The organism is Streptomyces sp. NPDC007025, assembly GCF_042869455.1.
Classification (GTDB): Bacteria; Actinomycetota; Actinomycetes; order Streptomycetales; family Streptomycetaceae; genus Streptomyces.
Genome location: NZ_JBIAFT010000001.1, coordinates 16,894 through 35,229 on the forward strand (window position 1 = coordinate 16,894; position 18,336 = coordinate 35,229).

General features: G+C 74.7%; 1 protein-coding gene (only partly in view). It reads left to right on the top strand.

Every position in this 18,336-nt window falls within one protein-coding gene, locus ACFYMO_RS00005, for a lonely Cys domain-containing protein (protein ID WP_388543177.1), read on the top strand. The gene is 62,922 nt long; 16,866 of those nucleotides lie to the left of the window and 27,720 to its right, leaving coding positions 16,867-35,202 in view — codons 5,623 (complete) to 11,734 (complete); the first codon wholly inside the window starts at position 1. Both codon boundaries (start and stop) fall beyond the window edges.

Consider the following 18,336-nt stretch of genomic DNA (forward strand, 5'->3'; position numbering starts at 1 on the left):
TGGGCGGCGACGACCGGCGACCCGAACCGGCATGTGTTCGTGCGGCAGATCCAGAAGGGGAAGGGCTTCCACGGGCAGTGGCTGCGGCGGGAGCCGGGCGTGGTGCGGGCCGCCGCGGCGCTGCCGCACGGAGGCGCGATCGACTGGAGCCGGAGGGAGATCGCCTTCCCGCTGGCCGACGCGGACCACCGCCTCAACGCCTTCATCTCGATGGACCTCGCGGCCGAGCCCGACGAGGGGGCCGCACGCAGTCGGCATTACAGCTGGCTCACCAGGGTCACGTCGTACATCCCTTTCCGCACCGGCCGTCAGAAGCCGTATGTCGCACGCCTCCTGCCGTGGGTCGAGGAGCAGCAGCCCCGCCCGCTCTATGCGAACTTCCACGGTGGCGCCGGATGGAGTGCCTGGTTCACGCACGACGGCGTCGAGATCGTCGACGGGCCCGAGTCGGGGCGCCGGGTTGCGCACCAGGTCGCAGAGTCCGGTCTGCCGCGCAAGCACCCCGTCGTCCTGCTGTCCTGCTTCGGAGCGATGCCCGGAGGCCGCGACCGTTGGACGACGCCGAATCCTCCGGTGCGCGGTGGTCGTCCGAGTCCGGCCGACCGGTTGCGGCGGCCCGTCGGTGCCGATCCGCTCTCCGATCCGGCCGTCGGGCAGTACGCGGCGAACGAGGCGGAACGGGCCGTCTACACGACCAACTACTCCAACGCTCTCAGCAGCGCGCCGGGTCTCGTGGCCCGTCGGCATCCCGCCGAGCTGTTCATCCGCGTGTACTCGGACGAGCGCAGCGACGGGGCGGAGTGGACGCTCTTCCTGCCGGAGCCGGCAGGCCGCGAACTGAACCGGATCGCGCGGTGGGCGCACCTCCACGACGGCCGGGGCCGGGCGCCGGACGAGGTGCGGGAGCGGGCCCTGCGGTTGGAGCGGGCACTGCGGCTCGTCTTCGGTCCGGATGTGGCGAGCCGCGGGGACTACCGCAAGCTGGTGAGCGGTATCGGAGCGCTGGAGGCGCGCCGGCAGGCCGATCCGGCGCTGAACCGCCCCGGGGGGATGCGGTTCACCATGGAGCTGTTCGACGCCCTGGTGCGCGAGCACGCGGGTATCGGGCCGGAAGCCGCGGGCGCCACCGTCGCCGAGTACACCCGTCTGTTGAAGGCGTCGGCGAACCAGTGGGACAAGGGGCGGCAGGGGCCGCTGACCCGGTGGCTCCCGCTGCGCGACCTGACCGACGCACTCGATGTGCTGTCGTCCGCTCCGGATCCGGAAGGCGGGGTCAGGGAGGTGCTGGACCTGCCCGACGACGCCGGGCCGGTCGACGAGGCGGAGTGGTCGCGGACCGCGTGGGCCCAAGCCAGGACCGCCGAGTTCCTCCGGTCGATCCAGGACGAGGGGGGGTTCGCCGCGAAGTTGCTGCAGCTGCCCGGCCCGGACCCGAGGCGGGTCGCGGAGGCGAAGCTGGTGGTGCGCGACGCGCTGGCAGCCGGCCGCGACCCCCGCGACATGGACGACCTGATCGCCTTCCACCGGGAGTGGAGGGGCGAGCTCGACCCGGCGACTCTGAACACGGACGAATACGACATGCCGTGGGGCAGGTCCTTCGGACGCCAGGCCCAGGGCTCCGGACCCTTCGACCCCACCACCGTCACGCTCCTGCGCCTGGGGCCCGACGGCAGGACGCTGGAGGCCTTCGACACCGAAGCCGCCCCCTGGTCCGGTGGCGACACCGATCCCGCCTTCTTCTACGACCTGGCCGACGACCAGCCGTTGGACGACGTACTCGGCGCACTCGCCTACCACGACCCGGAGCTGCGGCAGCGGGAGTACGGCTCCCCGGTGGTACTGGCCGGGAAGCAGGCCATACCGCCCGGCTCCGACCCCTGGGCCGACGGACCGGGTGCGATAGCCCGCAACACGGGCAAGCCCGTCTGGGGGTCCGAGCTGCCGACCGGGGTGTGGACCGATCCGACGACCGGCGTGCGCACCATCGCGGTGTACCCGAGCCCGACCGGGCAGGCAGCCCACAAGGACTCCTGGGCCCCCATTCATCCCGCGCACGCCGATCATCCCGCCTCCTCGCCCAGCAGGCCCGCGACTCCCGCCGGTACGCCGGGCGGCGGCAACGCCCCCGCCAACCTGGCGCGTCCAGTTCCGGAGACCGCGGAGCCGGTGTTCGCGGAGTCGGAATCCCCGAGCCCCGCTCCCACCGTCATCCGGCGCGCCGCGCCGCGCGAGCTGCCCGTGCCGCCGGCCAACGGGGCGGCCCGCGCAGCGGACACCGCCCGGGGTGAGGCCCCCGCGGCAGCGCCGCAGCGGGTGTTCGCACGCCCCGTGGACAGCACGACGGAAGCCGAACCCGTCATCCCGTCGCTGGGCAGGACGAACGCGCCCGCGGGCGAGGCCGGGCGGAGGTCCTCCCGCGACACCCGGCGCGTGTCGCGCCGCGGCTCCCGGCAGGGCCCGGCTGCCGCGTCCACCGCCGGGCCCGCGCAGGAGTCCGCGCCCGCTCTCCAGCCGCTGCCGCAGAATGTCGCGCAGCACCACGAGACGATCCTCGCGGCGCTGTACGGCACGCCGCCACCGGGACAGAACTTCTCGCCCCAGGCGCGGGCGGCGCTGGCGCGCCTCGAGGGGTTCCGCTCCCAGGTGCCCGCGCTGCGCTCGGGCCCTCTCGATCTGAAGGCGCTGGCCCGCTGGGTGCTGCTGCTGGAGCCGGACGCACCCGTTTCGGCGGCCGAGGCGCACGAGTTGCTGCTGACAGTGGCGGACCCGATCGCACGCAACGCGCGGAACCTGGAGGTCCTGTCCGCGGTGCACCTGGTGCGCCAGGGCGTGTTCGATCCCCGGTTCCGCCGCGGCACCGAGACCGTTCCCCAGGGCTGGGACTGGACCGGGCTGCCCGCCGACCTGGACCTGAGCAGGTCGGGCACGCTGACCGGTTCGGTACGCGACCCGGCCGCGCAGCGCACGCTGCTGCAGGAGAGCCCCTGGAGCGGGGAGCCCACGCCGTATGTGTACGCGACCGCCGGCAGCGATCAGACGCACGTGTGGATCAGCGGCCGGGGGGACTTCGTGCGCGCGGTGCCGCACGAGGTGTTCGTCGAGCTGACCGAACTGGACGAGGGACACCGGAAACTGCCGGCCCGCGCCTCCTTCCTGCTGGCGGCGCCCGATGTCGCCGGATGGAACGTCCACCTCCCGGACGGGCTCGCCATGCGGCACGGCCGGCGGGTCTGGGCACCCACCGGCGCGCTGAGCCTCACGGACCCCGGGGTGCCGCCGCGCCGCACGTTCGTGCTGTCCGGCCTGCGCGGACAGATCCGCTCCCGCTGGCTGGTGCGGGACCCGCAGACGGCACGGGCAGCCAGGCCGGGCCGGGCCGATGTGGACTGGAGCCGCCGCGAGATCGCCTTCCCTCTCGTCGGCGAGGACCACCGCTACTTCGGCTACATCTCGATGGAGCTCAACACGGTGCAGGCCCTGCGCGCCGGACGTACCCATCTCTACAGCCGGCTCAGGGAAGCCAGGGGCTACTACCGCCACCGTCCGGGACGGAACACCGGCGGCGCCACACTGCACGAACTGCCCTGGATCAAGGACGGGACACCGCCGCCGCTCTTCGGGAACAACCACGGGGGAGCGGGATTCGCCTTCTGGTACACGCCCTCCGGGCAGGTCCGCGTGGCGGGGGAGCAGTCCGCACGTGGCGTCGCCCACCAGGCGGCGCTTGCCGGTCTGCCGCTGGATCACCCACTTGTCCTGCTGAACTGCTACGGCGGACTGTCCGCCTCGCGGGGATCGCTGCCGAACCCGACGGTGACCGGCGGCCGGCCGGACGGCGCCGATCCGCTCGCCGACGTGGCCTACGGCCAGCTCGTGGCCAACGAGACCGGCCGCACGGTGTACGCCACGCCCTACGTGAACGCGGTCGTGGAGATGCACAGGCTCCGTCCGGGTTCCCGGGCCGAGGAGCCGGTGCTCTCGCTCTACACGGACGAACGGGAGCCGGCGGCGGAGTGGATGGTCTTCCGCCCCGAACCGAAGGGCGCCGCGCTTGACGCCGTGGCGCGGGCTGCCGGTCTGCATCAGGACCCGGGGCCGGCCCCCGAGGAGGTGCGGGAGCGCACGCTGCGGCTGGTGCGGGCGCTGCGCCTGGTCTTCGGCGCCAGGGTGGAGGACCGGACGGACTACCGGGAACTGTTGAGCGGCATCGGGGCGCTGGAGCTGATGCGCCTCCGGGACCCGGCGCTGAACCAGCCGGGCGCGCTCCGGTTCACCGTCGAGCTGTTCGAGGAGCTTGCACGGGCCCACCACCGGCTGCGGGGTCCGGGCGTCTCCCGGGGTTCGCTCGCGGACGGCTACGCGCTGCTGCTGGCGGACGCGGCGCGGGTGCGGTCCACGGCCCGGGGGCTGCCGCTGTCGGGCTGGCTGCCGCTGCCGCACGTCACCTCGGCATTGGGCGACTCCGACGCCGTGGTCCGGGACGCCCTTGGTCTGGACACCGCCGCCGAGGTCACGGAAGACGAGCGGTCCCGCACGCTGTGGGCGCGGATCAGGACCGACCAGCTGCTGGCCCGGGTCCAGGACCGGGGGGCGTTCGCACAGCACGTCCTGCTGCTGTCCCGCCCCGCGCCCGAACGCTTCGACGAGGCCACCACCGCTGTGCGCCGGGCGGTGGCCGCGGGCCGGAATCCCGGGAACATCGCGCAGTTGGCCTCGCACGGCCTGGAGCGGGCGGGTGCCCTGTCGGACGCCACGCTGTCGAAGGACGGCAGCGGCGCCGCATGGGCGAGGACGTTCGGCGTCCAGAACGATCCGCCCGCCGATTTCGACCGCACCGTGGTCACGCTGATGAGGCGGAAGCGGGACGGAAGCGGCGGGTTCGAGCCGTACGCCACGGAGAACTCCCCCTGGGCGGCGCAGCGGCCGGACGGGACGGCCTTCCCTCCCCCCTTCGTGTACGGCGCAAGGCCCGGCAGCGTGCCTCCCCTGGGGACGCTCGCCGACCTCGCCTACCGCGACCCCGCGCTGCGGAAGCGCCCCGAGGACACGCCGGTGATCACCACGCTGCCGCTCGGCGTCCTCCCGGAGCTCGCCCGCAACACCGGCAAGACCTGGTGGGGCTCGACGAACCCGGCCGGCCGGTACTTCGACCAGGCACGCGGCGTCCACACCCTGGCCGTCTTCCCCGCGGACGGTCAGGACGCGGCCCCGACCGGCACCTGGCGGCAGGCCACGGCGGACTTCGGCGACTCGATGTCGGGCCGCCCCCTCCCGGCTTCCTCGTCCGCTCCGCGGACCGCCCCTCCGGCGACCAACGCCGGGCCGTCGCGTACGGGGGCCGCAGACGGGGCGCCCTCCCGCCGGGTGGTCACGCGTCCCGTCGCCGCCGTGTCCGACGGAGCCGCTGCTGCCTCCAACGGGTCCGCCGCCGGGGCGCCGTCCGGCTCCCGGCAGGCCCGGCCGACCGCTCCCGCACCGCAGCCGACCAGTACCGCACCCCGGTTGACCGGCACGCAGCGGCAGATCTACGCCGAGGCCCTCCGGGCGATGGCCGGGCCGCCGAGGGGCCGCGCGGACTATCCGGACGCCGCGTACACGGCGCTGGCCGCGCTGGACCGGCTGCGCGAGCAGGTACCGGAGCTGCGGGGCGGGACACTCGACCTGGCGGCGCTGGCCCGGCATGTGCTCATGCTGGGACCGGACGCGACGGTGACGCCCGCGCACCAGCACGAACTGCTGCGCGTGGCCCGGGACTCCCGCTCCCAGGGCGCGCGCGGCCCGGCCGTGCTCTCCGCCGTCCATCTCGTGCGGCGGGGCGCGTTCGACGACAGCGCCCGGTCACTCGACGCCCGGGGACGCCACCGCGGCTGGGAGTGGACCCACCGGCGCGTACCGTCCGACGCCGACCTGAGCAGGACGGCGACCGAGGTGCGGGACCGGTCGGGCGAGCCGGTCTCCGAGCGGGTCGAGTCCGCCCCGTGGGGAACCGGCGGCTATGTCGTCGGGGTGGGCGGCAGCGGTACGGGCCACGTCTCCCTGACGGGCCCCTGGGGGACCCTGCCGCGAGTACCCGTCGACGTGCTCGTCGAACTGCTGGCATTCGACCCGGTGCTGCCCACGGTCCCGCGCCGGGTGCCCTTCCTGCTGCCGGGGCACGAAACCGCCACCCGGCAACTGGGCCTCCAGGACGGGCTGGTGCGCCGGTACGGCCGGGCGGCGTGGTCCACCGACGGCGTGCCGCGCTGGGCGGCTCCTGCCGAGGGCTCGGCCCCCGTGCTCACCCTGCGGCACCAGCACGGACAGGTCCGGGCGCGCTGGCTGCTGCGGGACCCGGCCACGGTGTACGCCGCCGACCGGCTGCGGGCAGGCGCTCCGGCCGGCTGGAACCGGAACGTGATCGCCCGACCGGTCATCGGCGGCGACCACCGCTTCTGGGGTTTCGTCTCCCGGTCCCCGCACACCGACACCGATTTCCTCCCCGGCCGGTTCGCGCACATCGCGCTGCGCGTCGTCCGTGCGGTCGGCGGGCGCCCCGGACGCGATCTGGTCAGCCTGGTCCCGTGGTCGGCCGATCCGCCGCGTCGGCCCGTCCTCGTGGACCTGCGCAGCGTGCCGGACTCCACCGCCTGGCTCACCCCGGGCGAGGGGACGGAACGGGTCGCAGCCAGGGAGTCCGGGCGCCGGATCGCGCATCAGGTGGCGCTCGCCGGGCTGTCGCCGGAGCATCCCGCCGTCATACTGTCCGCCCACCAGAGCCGGCCGGGGATCCACGACCGTCAGCTCCAGGATCTGCCGGCGCTCGGTCGTCCACCCGCCAGGGTCGACATGCTCACGCCCTGGCACGTCGGCCAGTTCGCCGCCAACGACGCGGGCCGGACGCTGTACTACATCGAGGACGTGACCGGCGCGGGCCGTGCACGCGACGTATGGCCGCAGATCGACTCCGACGCTCCGGTGCTCGTCCAGTTCCAGGAGGGACGGGACCGCGACCGGCGCCGGTCGGGCATCCGCACCTTCCGGCCCGAACCCACCGGGGCGGTGCTCGACGCATACGCGCGGCGGGCCCATCTGCACCTCGGCCCCGGCAGGGCGAGCGAGGAGGCGCGGGCCCGGACCCTGCGGCTCGTGTACGCCCTGCGGCTGGCCCTCGGCGTCTTCGTCGAGCGCCGCCCCGACTTCCCGCAGCTGCTGGACGGCATCGGCGCCCTGGAGCGGATGCGGGAGGCCGACCCCGCGTTCGATCCGCCGGGACTGCCGGGCGCCGGCCGGTTCACCGCCGAGCTGTTCGCCGCCCTCGGACGGGCGCACCACCGCAGCAGGCACCCGCGCACCGGCGCCTCGCCGATACCGCGATTCGACCGCCGCGGCTACGAACGGCTGCTGGCGGACGCCTCCCGGGCCTGGGCCGTCCGCCGCGGCGAGACCCCGCCCCGGCTGTCCGGCTTCCTGCCGCTGCCGCGCATCACCGGGATGCTGGCGCGGATGGCCTCCGTCCCCGACCTGGACGCCAGGATCAGGGACAGCCTGGGGATGCGGCCGACCGAGCCCGTGGGCGACACGGAGCGGTCCCGGGCGCTCTGGCTGGAGATCAGCACCGTCCGGACCGTCGGGGCCCTGCGGCGCCGCTTCGGCAGGGGCGAGATCGCCCAGCACATGCTGCGCCTGGCCGGCCCGGACGCGACGCGCTTCCGGGAGGCCGTCGACGCGGTGCGCAGGGCACTGGCCGCCGGCCGGGACCCCGGGGACATCCATGCGCTGGCCGCGCACGGCCTGGAGAGGGGCGGTGCGCTGGCACCGGACACGCTGCTGCGCGCGGCCGAACCCGACCAGGACCCGCCGCCCCCGCAGCCCCAGCAGCAGCCCCCACCGTTGCAGCCGCCCCCGTGGTTGATGCCCGCCCCGCTGCCGCGCCCCGCCACGAGGCCGTCCTGGGGCAGGTTCCTCACCGGCGGTCCCCATCCTCCGGGGGACTTCGACCCCCGCTGGGTCACGTTGCTGGAGCAGGACCCCGAGACCGGCGAGTACGTCCCCGGCGGCCGGGTGGGCGCCCGCTGGTACCAGCCCGACCGGCCCGCGCCCTTCGTGTACGTCGTCGACCCCGCGGCGCTGGGCGAGGACGGTGCCACCGTCCCCGCCGAGCAGCTCGCCCAGCTGCTCTCCCGCGACCCGGAGCTGCGCAGGCCGGCTTGGGACGTCGACGTGATCATGGTGCTGCCCCACGCGCTGACGCCCGGTGCCGAGGTCCGCGGGAGCGGCCCGGGCCTGCTGGCGAGCGGCGCGGACCGGCCGGCATGGTTCACCGCGGGGCGGGTCGGGCTGTACCGCAGCGAGGCCACCGGGCGCTATACGGTCGCGCTCTATCCGGAGCAGGGGCAGTCCGAGGCGGGGCCCGCCCCGTGGCAGGAGATCCTCCCGGAGGAGGGTGCGCCGCCACGCCTGCCGGAGCCGCGGATCCGGCCGCTGACCGCGGAAGAGGAAGCGGCCGAGGAAGGGGAAGCGGCCGAGGCGGCCATGGGGACGCCCACCGAGCCGGCGTCGGACACCGAGTCGCTGCCCGACACCCTGCCGCCCCAGGACACGGGGTCGCTGCCCGATACCGCGTCGTTGCCGGACACCGCGTCGTTGCCGGACACGGCGTCCCTGCCGGACACCGCGTCGCTGCCCGACACGCTTCCCCCGCAGCCCGCGCCCGATCCCGTGCTCGACGCCGTGTGGAGCGGGCATCAGCGGATGCTTGCCGTCCTCCGGGAGGCTGTCGCAGCGGCCGAGTCGGCGACCCGGGCCGGCACCGACGAGGCGACGACGGCGGCGGCCTGGACCGCCGTGGCCCGGGCCCGTGCGGACGTGGAGAGCGCCGAGGCGCGCCTGCTGGACCTGGGCGTACCCCCGGCCGACCTGGTCGCGGCCCGCTCCTCCGACGACGGGCACAGCACCGGCGACGCCGCCACCGACATCGGCGCCGGACCCGGTCGCCCGGCTCGCGACCCCCTCGTGCCGAGGGACCGGGCACACCTCGAGTGGCTGGCCCGCGAGCTGACCGGTGCCGACCTGCCCGCCGGGCTGCCCCCGGCCGCGCCGCAGGAGACCGTCGAACAGGCGGACGTGGACGCGGCGGGCGTCGAGCTGTCCGTCAGCCAGCGGCTGGAACGGGACCTGAACGGTGGCGACCGTGTCCTCCTCAGCGGCTTCGCGCCGCTGCCGCAGGCACAGCTGCGGATGCTGCGCCCCGGCACCTGGCCCGAGGCGCTGAACACGGCGGCGGCCAACACGGCCCGCAGGCTGTGGGACGCGGCGCGGCAGGAGTTCGCGGACGAACGGCTCGCGGAGACCGCTTCCGGCAATGTCACGCAGACGGACATCGACCGTGCCTGGACCGCCGCCGTCTCCCTGGTGCTGCCGCTGGAGCTGCACGACGTCCGCGCCGACTCCCGCTACGCCGGGTCCGATTTCCGGGCCGCGGTCCGGCTGGTCGCCGAGCACCTGCTGAACCAGACCAGGCCGGACCTGGCGGCGGCCGCCGAACTGGCCGACACGCTGCGGCGCGACGCGCTGGGTCTGCCGAAGCGCTGGACAGGGGAGACGGCGGACTCCGACGCTGAGTCGGAATCGGAGACGGATTCCGAGTCCGATTCCGACACCGAGTCGGACCACGAGCCGTCCGGCCCGTGGGCCCGTCCCGTGGTCGTCGCCGGCCCGGCATCGGGGCGGGGCCCGACGACGTCGATTCCGACGAACGTCTCGGGGACCGCGGCGCACATCCCGGCGCGACCGGTGCAGGAGTCGAGCGACGAGGTTGACTCCGACGCCGAGTCCACCTCCGGCTCGGAGTCCATTTCCAGCTCCGAGTACGAGTCCAGCTCCGAGGAAGAGGCGGCCTCCGGCGAGGAGTCCAGCTCCGGTTCCGACGCGCAATCGGATTCCGACTCCGACTCCGAGCCGGGCGGAGGGCCCGCGGCGGCCCCGGCGTCCGGGCCGCGCCGCGCCGCGCCCCCCGCCGCCGGGCGGCGGCCCGTGTGGCCGACAAACGCGCCCCCGCCCGGCTCCGGCCCGGAGCCCGCCACCGGGCCGCGTCGGGCCCCGGTGACCGTGCCCGTCGCGGCAACGGGCACCGCCGCACCGGACCACCGCGCGCTGCTCACCCCCGCATTCGAGGGCAGCGAGGTCCCGGCCGGGGCCGTCTCGCTGCTCAAGCGGCTGGACACGCTCCGCTCGACGGACCGGGAGCTGAGCAGCGGGGACCTCGACCTGGACGAGCTGACCCGCCGGGTACTGCTGCTGCGGCCCGACGAACAGGTGACCCCGGCTGCGCAACGGCAGTTGCTCCAGCTCGTCCGGGACCCCCTGGCCCGGGACGCGAAGAGCCTCGCGGAGCTGTCGGCGGTCCGGCTGTACCGGGAGGGCGCGTTCGAGCCGCAGTTCCTCCGTACCGACAGCCGCAACCGACCCCGGGGCTGGGACTGGACCGCGGGGGGCCGCTCGAAGGACGCCGACCTGAGCCAGACCGCGGTGCAGGTGCTGGGCGCCCGGGGGCAGGCAACCCTCCAGGGCGTCACGCTCAGCCCATGGGGCTCCGACGCCTACGTGCTGGCCGCCGACAACGCGTCGGAGCTCACCGGTGAGCCGGCGGCGCTCCGGATGCTCGGCCGGGCCGTGCCGCCCGAGGTGTTCCTCGCGCTGCAGGGCCTGGATCCGATGCGGGACGGCGAGGACGTCCCGAAACACCTGCCCTATCTGCTGGCGATGTCTGAGGGCGCCGCGCACGACCTCGACCTGACGGACGGGCTCGCGGCGGCGCAGCAGCGGGAAGTGCACGCCACCAACGGCCTGTTCGCCTGGGAGCCGCTCCCCGGTCTCGCCGGCCGTCGCGCTCCCGTGCTGCGGGCCCCTGAGGGCGTCGGTACCTATCCGAGCTGGCTGATGCGCGACCCGGGGACCGCGACGGCCGCGCTCGCCCAGCGCGGTGGCCGGACCTTCGACCGGGACCGGACGTGGACCGCCTTCCCGCTCGCCGACGCGGGCGGCCGCGTGAACGGCTTCGTCTCCCTGCCCGTAGCCGCCGGGCGGGACCACGCCTGGCAGCGCACCGAGGTCTACAGTCGGCTCGGCGAGGCGTCCTCGTACCTCGTCCGCCTCCTCGGCCGGGCCCTGCGTCCGATCCTGCGGAAGCTGCCGTACCGCGGCGCCGGGTTCTCCCAGCCGTTCTTCGCGATCATGCACGGCAAGCCGGGCGTCACCTTCTGGGCCACCCGCGAGGGCGGATACGAGCAGGCCGACGAGGTGGAGTCGGCACGCCGGATCGCCTCCATGGTCCAGCAGGCCGGGCTGCCGCCGCGCACGCCTCTCGTGCTGATGAACTGCTACGGCTCCCGGGCCAGAGGGCTGGGCGGGGGACACACGCCGGAGTCCCCGTCGGTCCAGGGCGCGCGACGCGCCAGGTTCGACGCGCTGGCGCCCAGGACCGTGGCGCAGCTCTCCTCCACCGACACCGGAATGATCGTCTACGCGGCCCGGAACAAGATGGCGGCCGTGCGAAAGCTGAAAGTCACGTCGCTGGGCAGCACCAACGAACCCGTGCCCGTCGTCTACACGGACGAGCGGGGCAACGAGGCGGGCTGGGACATCGCCGCGCCGGAGCCGGACGGCCGCACGCTGGACGACTACGCGCGCACGGCGCACCTGCACGACGGCCCCGGCCCGGCCTCCCCGCAGGTCCGGGAGCAGACCCTGCGGCTGGTGCACGCGCTGCGCCTGGTCTTCGGCCCCTTCGTGGAGGGCCGCCCCGACCACCCCGAGCCGGGGCACCCCGAATTCCGCCGGCTGCTCGGCGGGATGGGCGCGCTGGAGCGGATGCGGAGGGCCGACCCGTCGCTGGACCGCCCGGGCACCCGCCGCTTCACCAGGGAGCTGTTGGAGTCCCTCGGAGCGGAACACAGGCGTCTCCAGCGGCAGCACAACCAAGCGGCCGGGCCGCCGTCCAGTCCCCGCGACGCATATCAGCGGTTGCTGCGGGACGCGGCGAGCAGGTGGGACGGCGGCCGGCGTGAGGCGCTCACCGCCTGGCTGGAGCTTCAGAAACTGGACGACGCCCAGCAGTGGCTGCACCGCGGGACCCGGCCGGAGGCGGAGGCGCGGGTCCGCGACACGCTGGGTCTCGCCCCCGACGAGGCGCTGGACGAGGCGGACTGGCACGACGCGCTGTGGGCGGAGCACTCCACCCAACGCCTCCGCGGCAGGTATCCGGACCACGCGGCCTTCGCCGCAGAGGTGCTGCACCTGCCGGCTCCGGATGCGACGCAGTACGCGCGGGCCGTCGACACAGTGCGCCGTGCCGTGGCCGCCGGGCGCGACGAGCGGGACTTCGACGCGCTGGCCTCCTTCGACCTGGAGCAGCGCGGAGCGCTGTCCTCGCACACCCTGCTGACCGACGAGGCGGGGCGGTTCTGGGGCCGCAGGCTCCGCGTCGGCGCCTCGGCCCCCGAGCCTTCCGGACGGTTCGACCCGACCGTCGTCACGCTGCTGAAGAGCAGCGAGGACGGGAAGTCGCTGGTGCCCGGCGGCACGTACAAGGCTCCCTGGCAGGTGGAGAGGGAGCAGCAGGGGCAGCAGGACACCCCGCCGCCGGTCGTGTACACAGCGGAGGACGGCACCGCGCCGTACAAGGAGCTGGCCCACCTTGCGGGCCGGGACCCGGAGCTGCTGGAGCGGCTCGAGAACACCCCGATGATCGCGGCGTTCGCACACGCCCTCCCCGACGGCACCCCGCACGATCCGGTGCTCGGGAGTCTGCCGGGGGAGTTCGCCCGCAACACGGCCAAGTCGAACTGGACCTCCGACGGGCCGGTCGGGCTGTACTTCGACCCGGAGACGAAGGTCTACACCGTCGCGGTCTACCCCGAACGCGACGGAGCGACCGCCGCCCCGGTGACGTGGCGGAAGACGACTCCGGACGAGGGCGACCCGCCCCGCCCGAACCTGCCTCCAGTCAGCACTCGCAACTCATCCGTGCTGCCGACCAACGCCCCACCCGCCACGGTTCCGGTACAGGCCGCGCCCGTGACCGCGGCGGCGCCCGCGTCGCGCCGGGAGACGGCGGTCCCGTTCTCCGGCGGCCGCGTCAAGCTGACCGCCGACGAGCGCGCTGCCGTCGAGGAGATGGCCCGGAAGTTCGCGGTCGAGTCGGAGTCGCACTGGCGGCTGGGGGTCGGCCCCCCGCGGGTCAAGATCGTCGCGTTCGCCGACGGCCACCCCGCCGCGGAACGGGACAGCTCGGAGTCCGAGCGGATCGCGGAGCTGCGGGCGCGCGCGGTGGCGGCTGTCTTCCGCGAGGAACTGCGCGGGCAACTGGCCGCGCTCCAGCGGAGCCTTCCGCCAGGACGGCAGGCGCTCACCCTGCGCGACTTCTCCTTCTCCATGAGCCTGGACGACGGTTCCCCGCGGCCGGCCCGGCCGCGACCGACCACCATCCAGGTCCCCAGTCCGTCCGCCGACAGGGCGGTGAAACGGCTCGACAAGCTGGCCGAACACGATGTGCAGCGGTTCGGCAGGCCGAAGCCGCGCCCGGACGACCAGGTGCGCAAGGTGCTGCACCTGCCCTCCAGAACCGTGGTGGGCGACACCGAGCGGGCGGCGCTGGCCGTGCTGATGGAGCGGGCCGAGCGCAACGCGCGGCTGACGACCTTCGGGCAGCTCGCGGCCTTCCACCTCCAGCAGCCCACGGTGCTGGACCGGTTGGGAGTGACCGACCCCTCCCGGACGCGCCGGTTCACCGGCGACGGCGGGCCGGTGCCGGGGCTGAACTGGACGGACCGCCCCGTCGCGAAGCTCGACACCTCCCGGCTCGACACTCCGGGAGCCGGTCCGGCAGGCAGCAGCGTCCCCTGGCAGGGGAACCCTCTGGTGATCGCCGGCCTGGGCCTGCCCGGCCAGGTGGTGATGCGGCTGCCGAGCGAGGCGTTCTGGGAGCTGAGCATCGAGGAGGCCGTCGAGGTCGCGGCCCGGGAGGTGGCCCAGGCGGGGCTGGGCACGAACGACCCGGTGGTGCTCCTCGTCCCCTTCGCGAACCGCTACAACGAGCTCCTGCTGCGGATGATCGCCAACCGCACCGGCCGCACGGTGTGGTCGTACAGCGGCGAGACACCCCGCGTGAGCAGCTCCGGACGCATCGAGGTGGTGCACCGCAAGGGGCAGCCGGTCGGCACGTGGGTGGCCGTGGAGCCGGGTCTGCCGCTCGACGACAACGTGCCGGACTGGCTCTGGGGCGCCGACGTCCGGACGGTCGTCAGTGAGAAGACCGGACGGCGGACCGGGGCGATGCACTTCCGGTCCGGCGAACTGGTCCACGTCAGGGAGAGGTTCAGCCGGACGCTGGACCAGCAGAAGACGTTCGTGTATCAGAACCCCGCCACGGGGGCGCTGTCCGCGGAGCACCCACTGCCGGTACCTCCCGGCATGTCCGAGGGCGACGCGATCCAGGACTACGGGCACGGCGGGCCGGGCATCACGGCGATCCGCCGGTTCGACGGCTCCGGGTTCGCCCTCGCGGCGGAGCAGCGCAGAGCCTGGAACGCCCGTCTCGCGAAGCTCTTCCGGGGCAAGTGGCTCAGCGTCGCGCGCTGCTGGCACGGCACAGCGCCCGACATCACCCGACAGGCGCGAAACATGGCGCACGCCGCGCCTCCGCCGTACGTCGTCGACCCGCTGCGGGACGTGTCCGAGGGCCAGGCCACGGCCAACGAGACGCAGATGTGGGTGCGCTCCTTCGAGCGGACGCACCTGGTCGGCGAACTGGACGACGGCCGCCTCGTGCACGCCCAGTACACCGACGCCCAAGGGCGGCTCCCCCGGGTGGAGCTGTTCCGTCCGGAACCCCCGGTGAAGACGCTGGAGCAGTGGGCGCGGGAGGCGGGACTGCACACCGGAGACGGCGCGGTCGATCCGGCCGTGCCGAGCCGGACCCTGCTCCTGTTGCGGGCGCTGAAGCTGACCTTCGGCCGGGACGTGCAGGACACCGACGGCTTCCCGGACCTGTTGGCGGGCGCCGCTGCCCTGGAGGGGATGTGGCGCACCGACCCGAGGCTGAGCGTCGCCGGCCCGTTCACCCTGGGGGCGTTCCAGCGGATGGTCGCGGCACATCCGGCGGGCCGGAGCGGAGTCGATCAGGCCGGCTACCGGGCAGTGCTGGAAGCTGCCCGGGTGGCCGGGGACACCACGCTGACCGACTTCCTGCCGACGGTGCCGACGCCTGCGCTGCAGGCGGCGCTCGCCTGGCTCGGCCGGACCGGCACGGCGGGGTTGACCGCCGAGGCGCCGCGCACCCGGCTCTCGGGCCGGCGGCTGGTCTCCTGGATGTTCTGGGCGCGGGTCGAGGCGCACGAACTGCTGGCCCGCGCCGGCTCCGGCGAACCCGCCCTCATGCGGCGGCTGCTGCATCTGGACCCGGCCGAGCCGCTCGACGAGGCGCGGCAGGAGGCGGCCCGCCGGTTGCTGACCCGGGCCTTCGCCGAGGGCCGTGACGCCTCCGACCCGGCGGTGGCCGCCGCCTTCCACCTCGAAGAGAGCGGCGTGCTGGGTGACTCCACGCGGCTGAGCACCCGCTACCTCGACGGTGCGACCGGGCAGGGCAGGGACTTCACGGGCGACGCGGACCGGTCGGTGGTGGACCTGACCGAGACCGCCGGGGCGGACGGCAGGAAGGCCGCCCCCTGGGCCGGGGACAAGGACCGGCACGGCAACGACAAGCCCGCGCCCTACCTGGTGCGGGCCGAACTGGACCCGGCCGACGCGGACTTCCTCCTGCTCACCGTGGACGGAGCGACCTGGCGCGCGACCCACGCCGAGTTCCTCGAACTCCTCGCCGCCGACCCCGCCTTGCAGGCCGAAGAACTGAGCACCGGTGTCGTGCTCGACATCCCGGAACTGGACCGGCGCGCCCCCGGACTCGCCGACGCCGCCGCGCAGCGGCTCGGACGGCATGTCCACTCCACGGCGCAGGACTCCGGGGTCTCCGCGATCGGCCGGGACGGCACCGCCGTGCTCGAACTGCTGCCCGCGGCCGACACCCCGGACGCACCCTTGACCTGGAACCGGAGCACCCCCCGCTGGTCGGACCAGACGGCGCCGGCGCCGCGCTCCGTACCGGACCCGCTGCCGGACCACGCGCCCCTGCCCGCCGAGGCGACCGCGGCCGGACCGCGTCCGGTGCCCGGTATCGGCCGGCCGGTGCCCGGCGCTTCCGCCCCGGCACTGCTGCCCGGCTCCTCGGTGGCGACGAGCGCCGGCCCGGTGTTCACCGCACCCGCCACCGGCTCGGAGCCGCGGCCGGCGGCGGCCCGGCGCGCCCCGGCCACGCCGCGCTCGGCGACGCTGCTGCCGTTCCGGGACGGTGCTCTCGAACTGTCCTCCGACGAGCGCGAGTCGGTCCGGAAGCTGGCCCGCAAGTCCGTCGCCGGGGCGCTGCCGCGCTGGAAGTTCGGCGTGCGGCCCGACGAGGTGCGGATCGTCGGCCGCGGCAACGGGCTGCCCCAGGACGCCGACGGGCGGGCCCCGGAGGCCGGGCGGCAGCGGGCCGAAGCGGTGGCGGCGGCCTTCCGGGAAGAGGTGGGGCGGGAGCTGGCCGCCCGGGCGAAGCAGCTCCCCGACGGCCTGCCCTCGCTGACGGCGGACGACTTCACGCTCACGGTCCTCGCCGACGAGGCGCCCGCGGACCCGGCACAGGGGGCGGACCCCCGGTGGCAGACGGCGATCCACCTCGTCAGCCCGCCCAACAGGAAGGCGAAGGAGACGCTCGCCGCCCTGGATGCGCGGGACGTGCGCCGGTTCGGCGGGGAGACGTTGAGCCCCCAGGAGCAGGCGTCGTGGATCCTGCACCTGCACCCGGACACGAAGGTGGACGACGCGGCGCTCAGTGCGCTGTACGCCCTGGTGGCCCAGGCCGAGGCGGCAGGCCGGGCGAAGACCCTCGGACAGCTGGCCGCTTTCCACCTCCGGCAGCCCGGTGTGGTGGACCGACTGGGCGTACTCGCGCCGCAGCGCGCACGCCACTTCACCAGCGACGGGGTCCGGGTTCCGGGCCTGAACTGGACGCGGGACGAGCGGGCCGAGCTGAACCCGTCCCAGTACGGGGAATCGACCGCCGCCGCGAAGGGCCCCGACATCGTCTCCTTCGAAGACGGCCCCTGGTCGGGCGACGCCTATGCGCTGGTGGACGACGGGCAGTCCGGCCACCTGATGATGCGGCTGGCAGGCTGGGAACGTCCGGCGACCTTCGAGGAAGTCACCGAACTGGTGGGCCAGGACCTGGAGCGGCTGGAGCAGGAGGGCCGGTACCAGGATGCCCCGATCGTGGTGTCCGCGCTTCCCGCGCACTTCCATCACGAGCTGTTGCTGCGGATGATCGCCAACCGTACGGGCCGCACGGTGTGGTCGCACAATGGTGAGACCGCCTTCGACCCCGGAACGGGCCTGATCGAGGTCACCCACCGGGAAGGGCGGCCCGAGGGCGGCTGGATACGCATCGACCCCGGTATGCCGGTCGACGAGGAGATGGCGGACTGGCTCTGGAAGGTCGACACCCGGACCGCGGTCAGCGAGACCTCGCACCGGCCGACCGGCAGCATGAGCTTCAACACCGGGGACACGTCGCGGCGGGAGTGGTTCAGCCGCACGATGCACACGGCAACCGCATTCGCGCACCACAACCCGGCGACCGGCACCGTTTCCGGGGAGAGTGCGCTGCCCACGCCCCCGGGCGAGACGGAGGCCGGGGCCCTCCACGACTTCGGGCACGGCAGCGCCGACGGCACGCTGAGCGTCCGGCTGCTGGACGGCAGCTCGCGGCGGCTCGACGAGGCGGAACAGGACCAGTGGATCGACCATCTGGCACGGTCGTTCAAGGGCAGCTGGATCAGCATCGCGCGCTGCTGGCAGGGCAGCACGCCCGGACGCACCCGCGGGCTGGAACACTCCCAGGTCGCGCCCTTCGTCCCCGATCCGCTGCGGGAGATCTCCCCGGGACAGCGGGCGGCCAACAGGTCCCGGCTGTGGGTGCGGGCCAGCGAACGAGTCCATGTGGCGAGCCAGAGCCCGGACGGCAAGCCGGTGCACGGCCTGCGTACGGACGCACAGGGCAGGCGTACCCGGTGGGAACTCTTCCGCCCGGAGCCGTCGGCCGGTGACCTGGCCCGGTGGGCGGCCGAGCTGGGCATGCCCGTCGACACCGACATCCGGCGCGAGCACGCGCAGGGCCGCGTGCTGGTCCTGGTGCGGGCGCTGAAGCTGACGTTCGGCCGGGACGTGGAAGACACGGAGGGCTTCTTCGACCTGCTGCGGGGGGCGGCG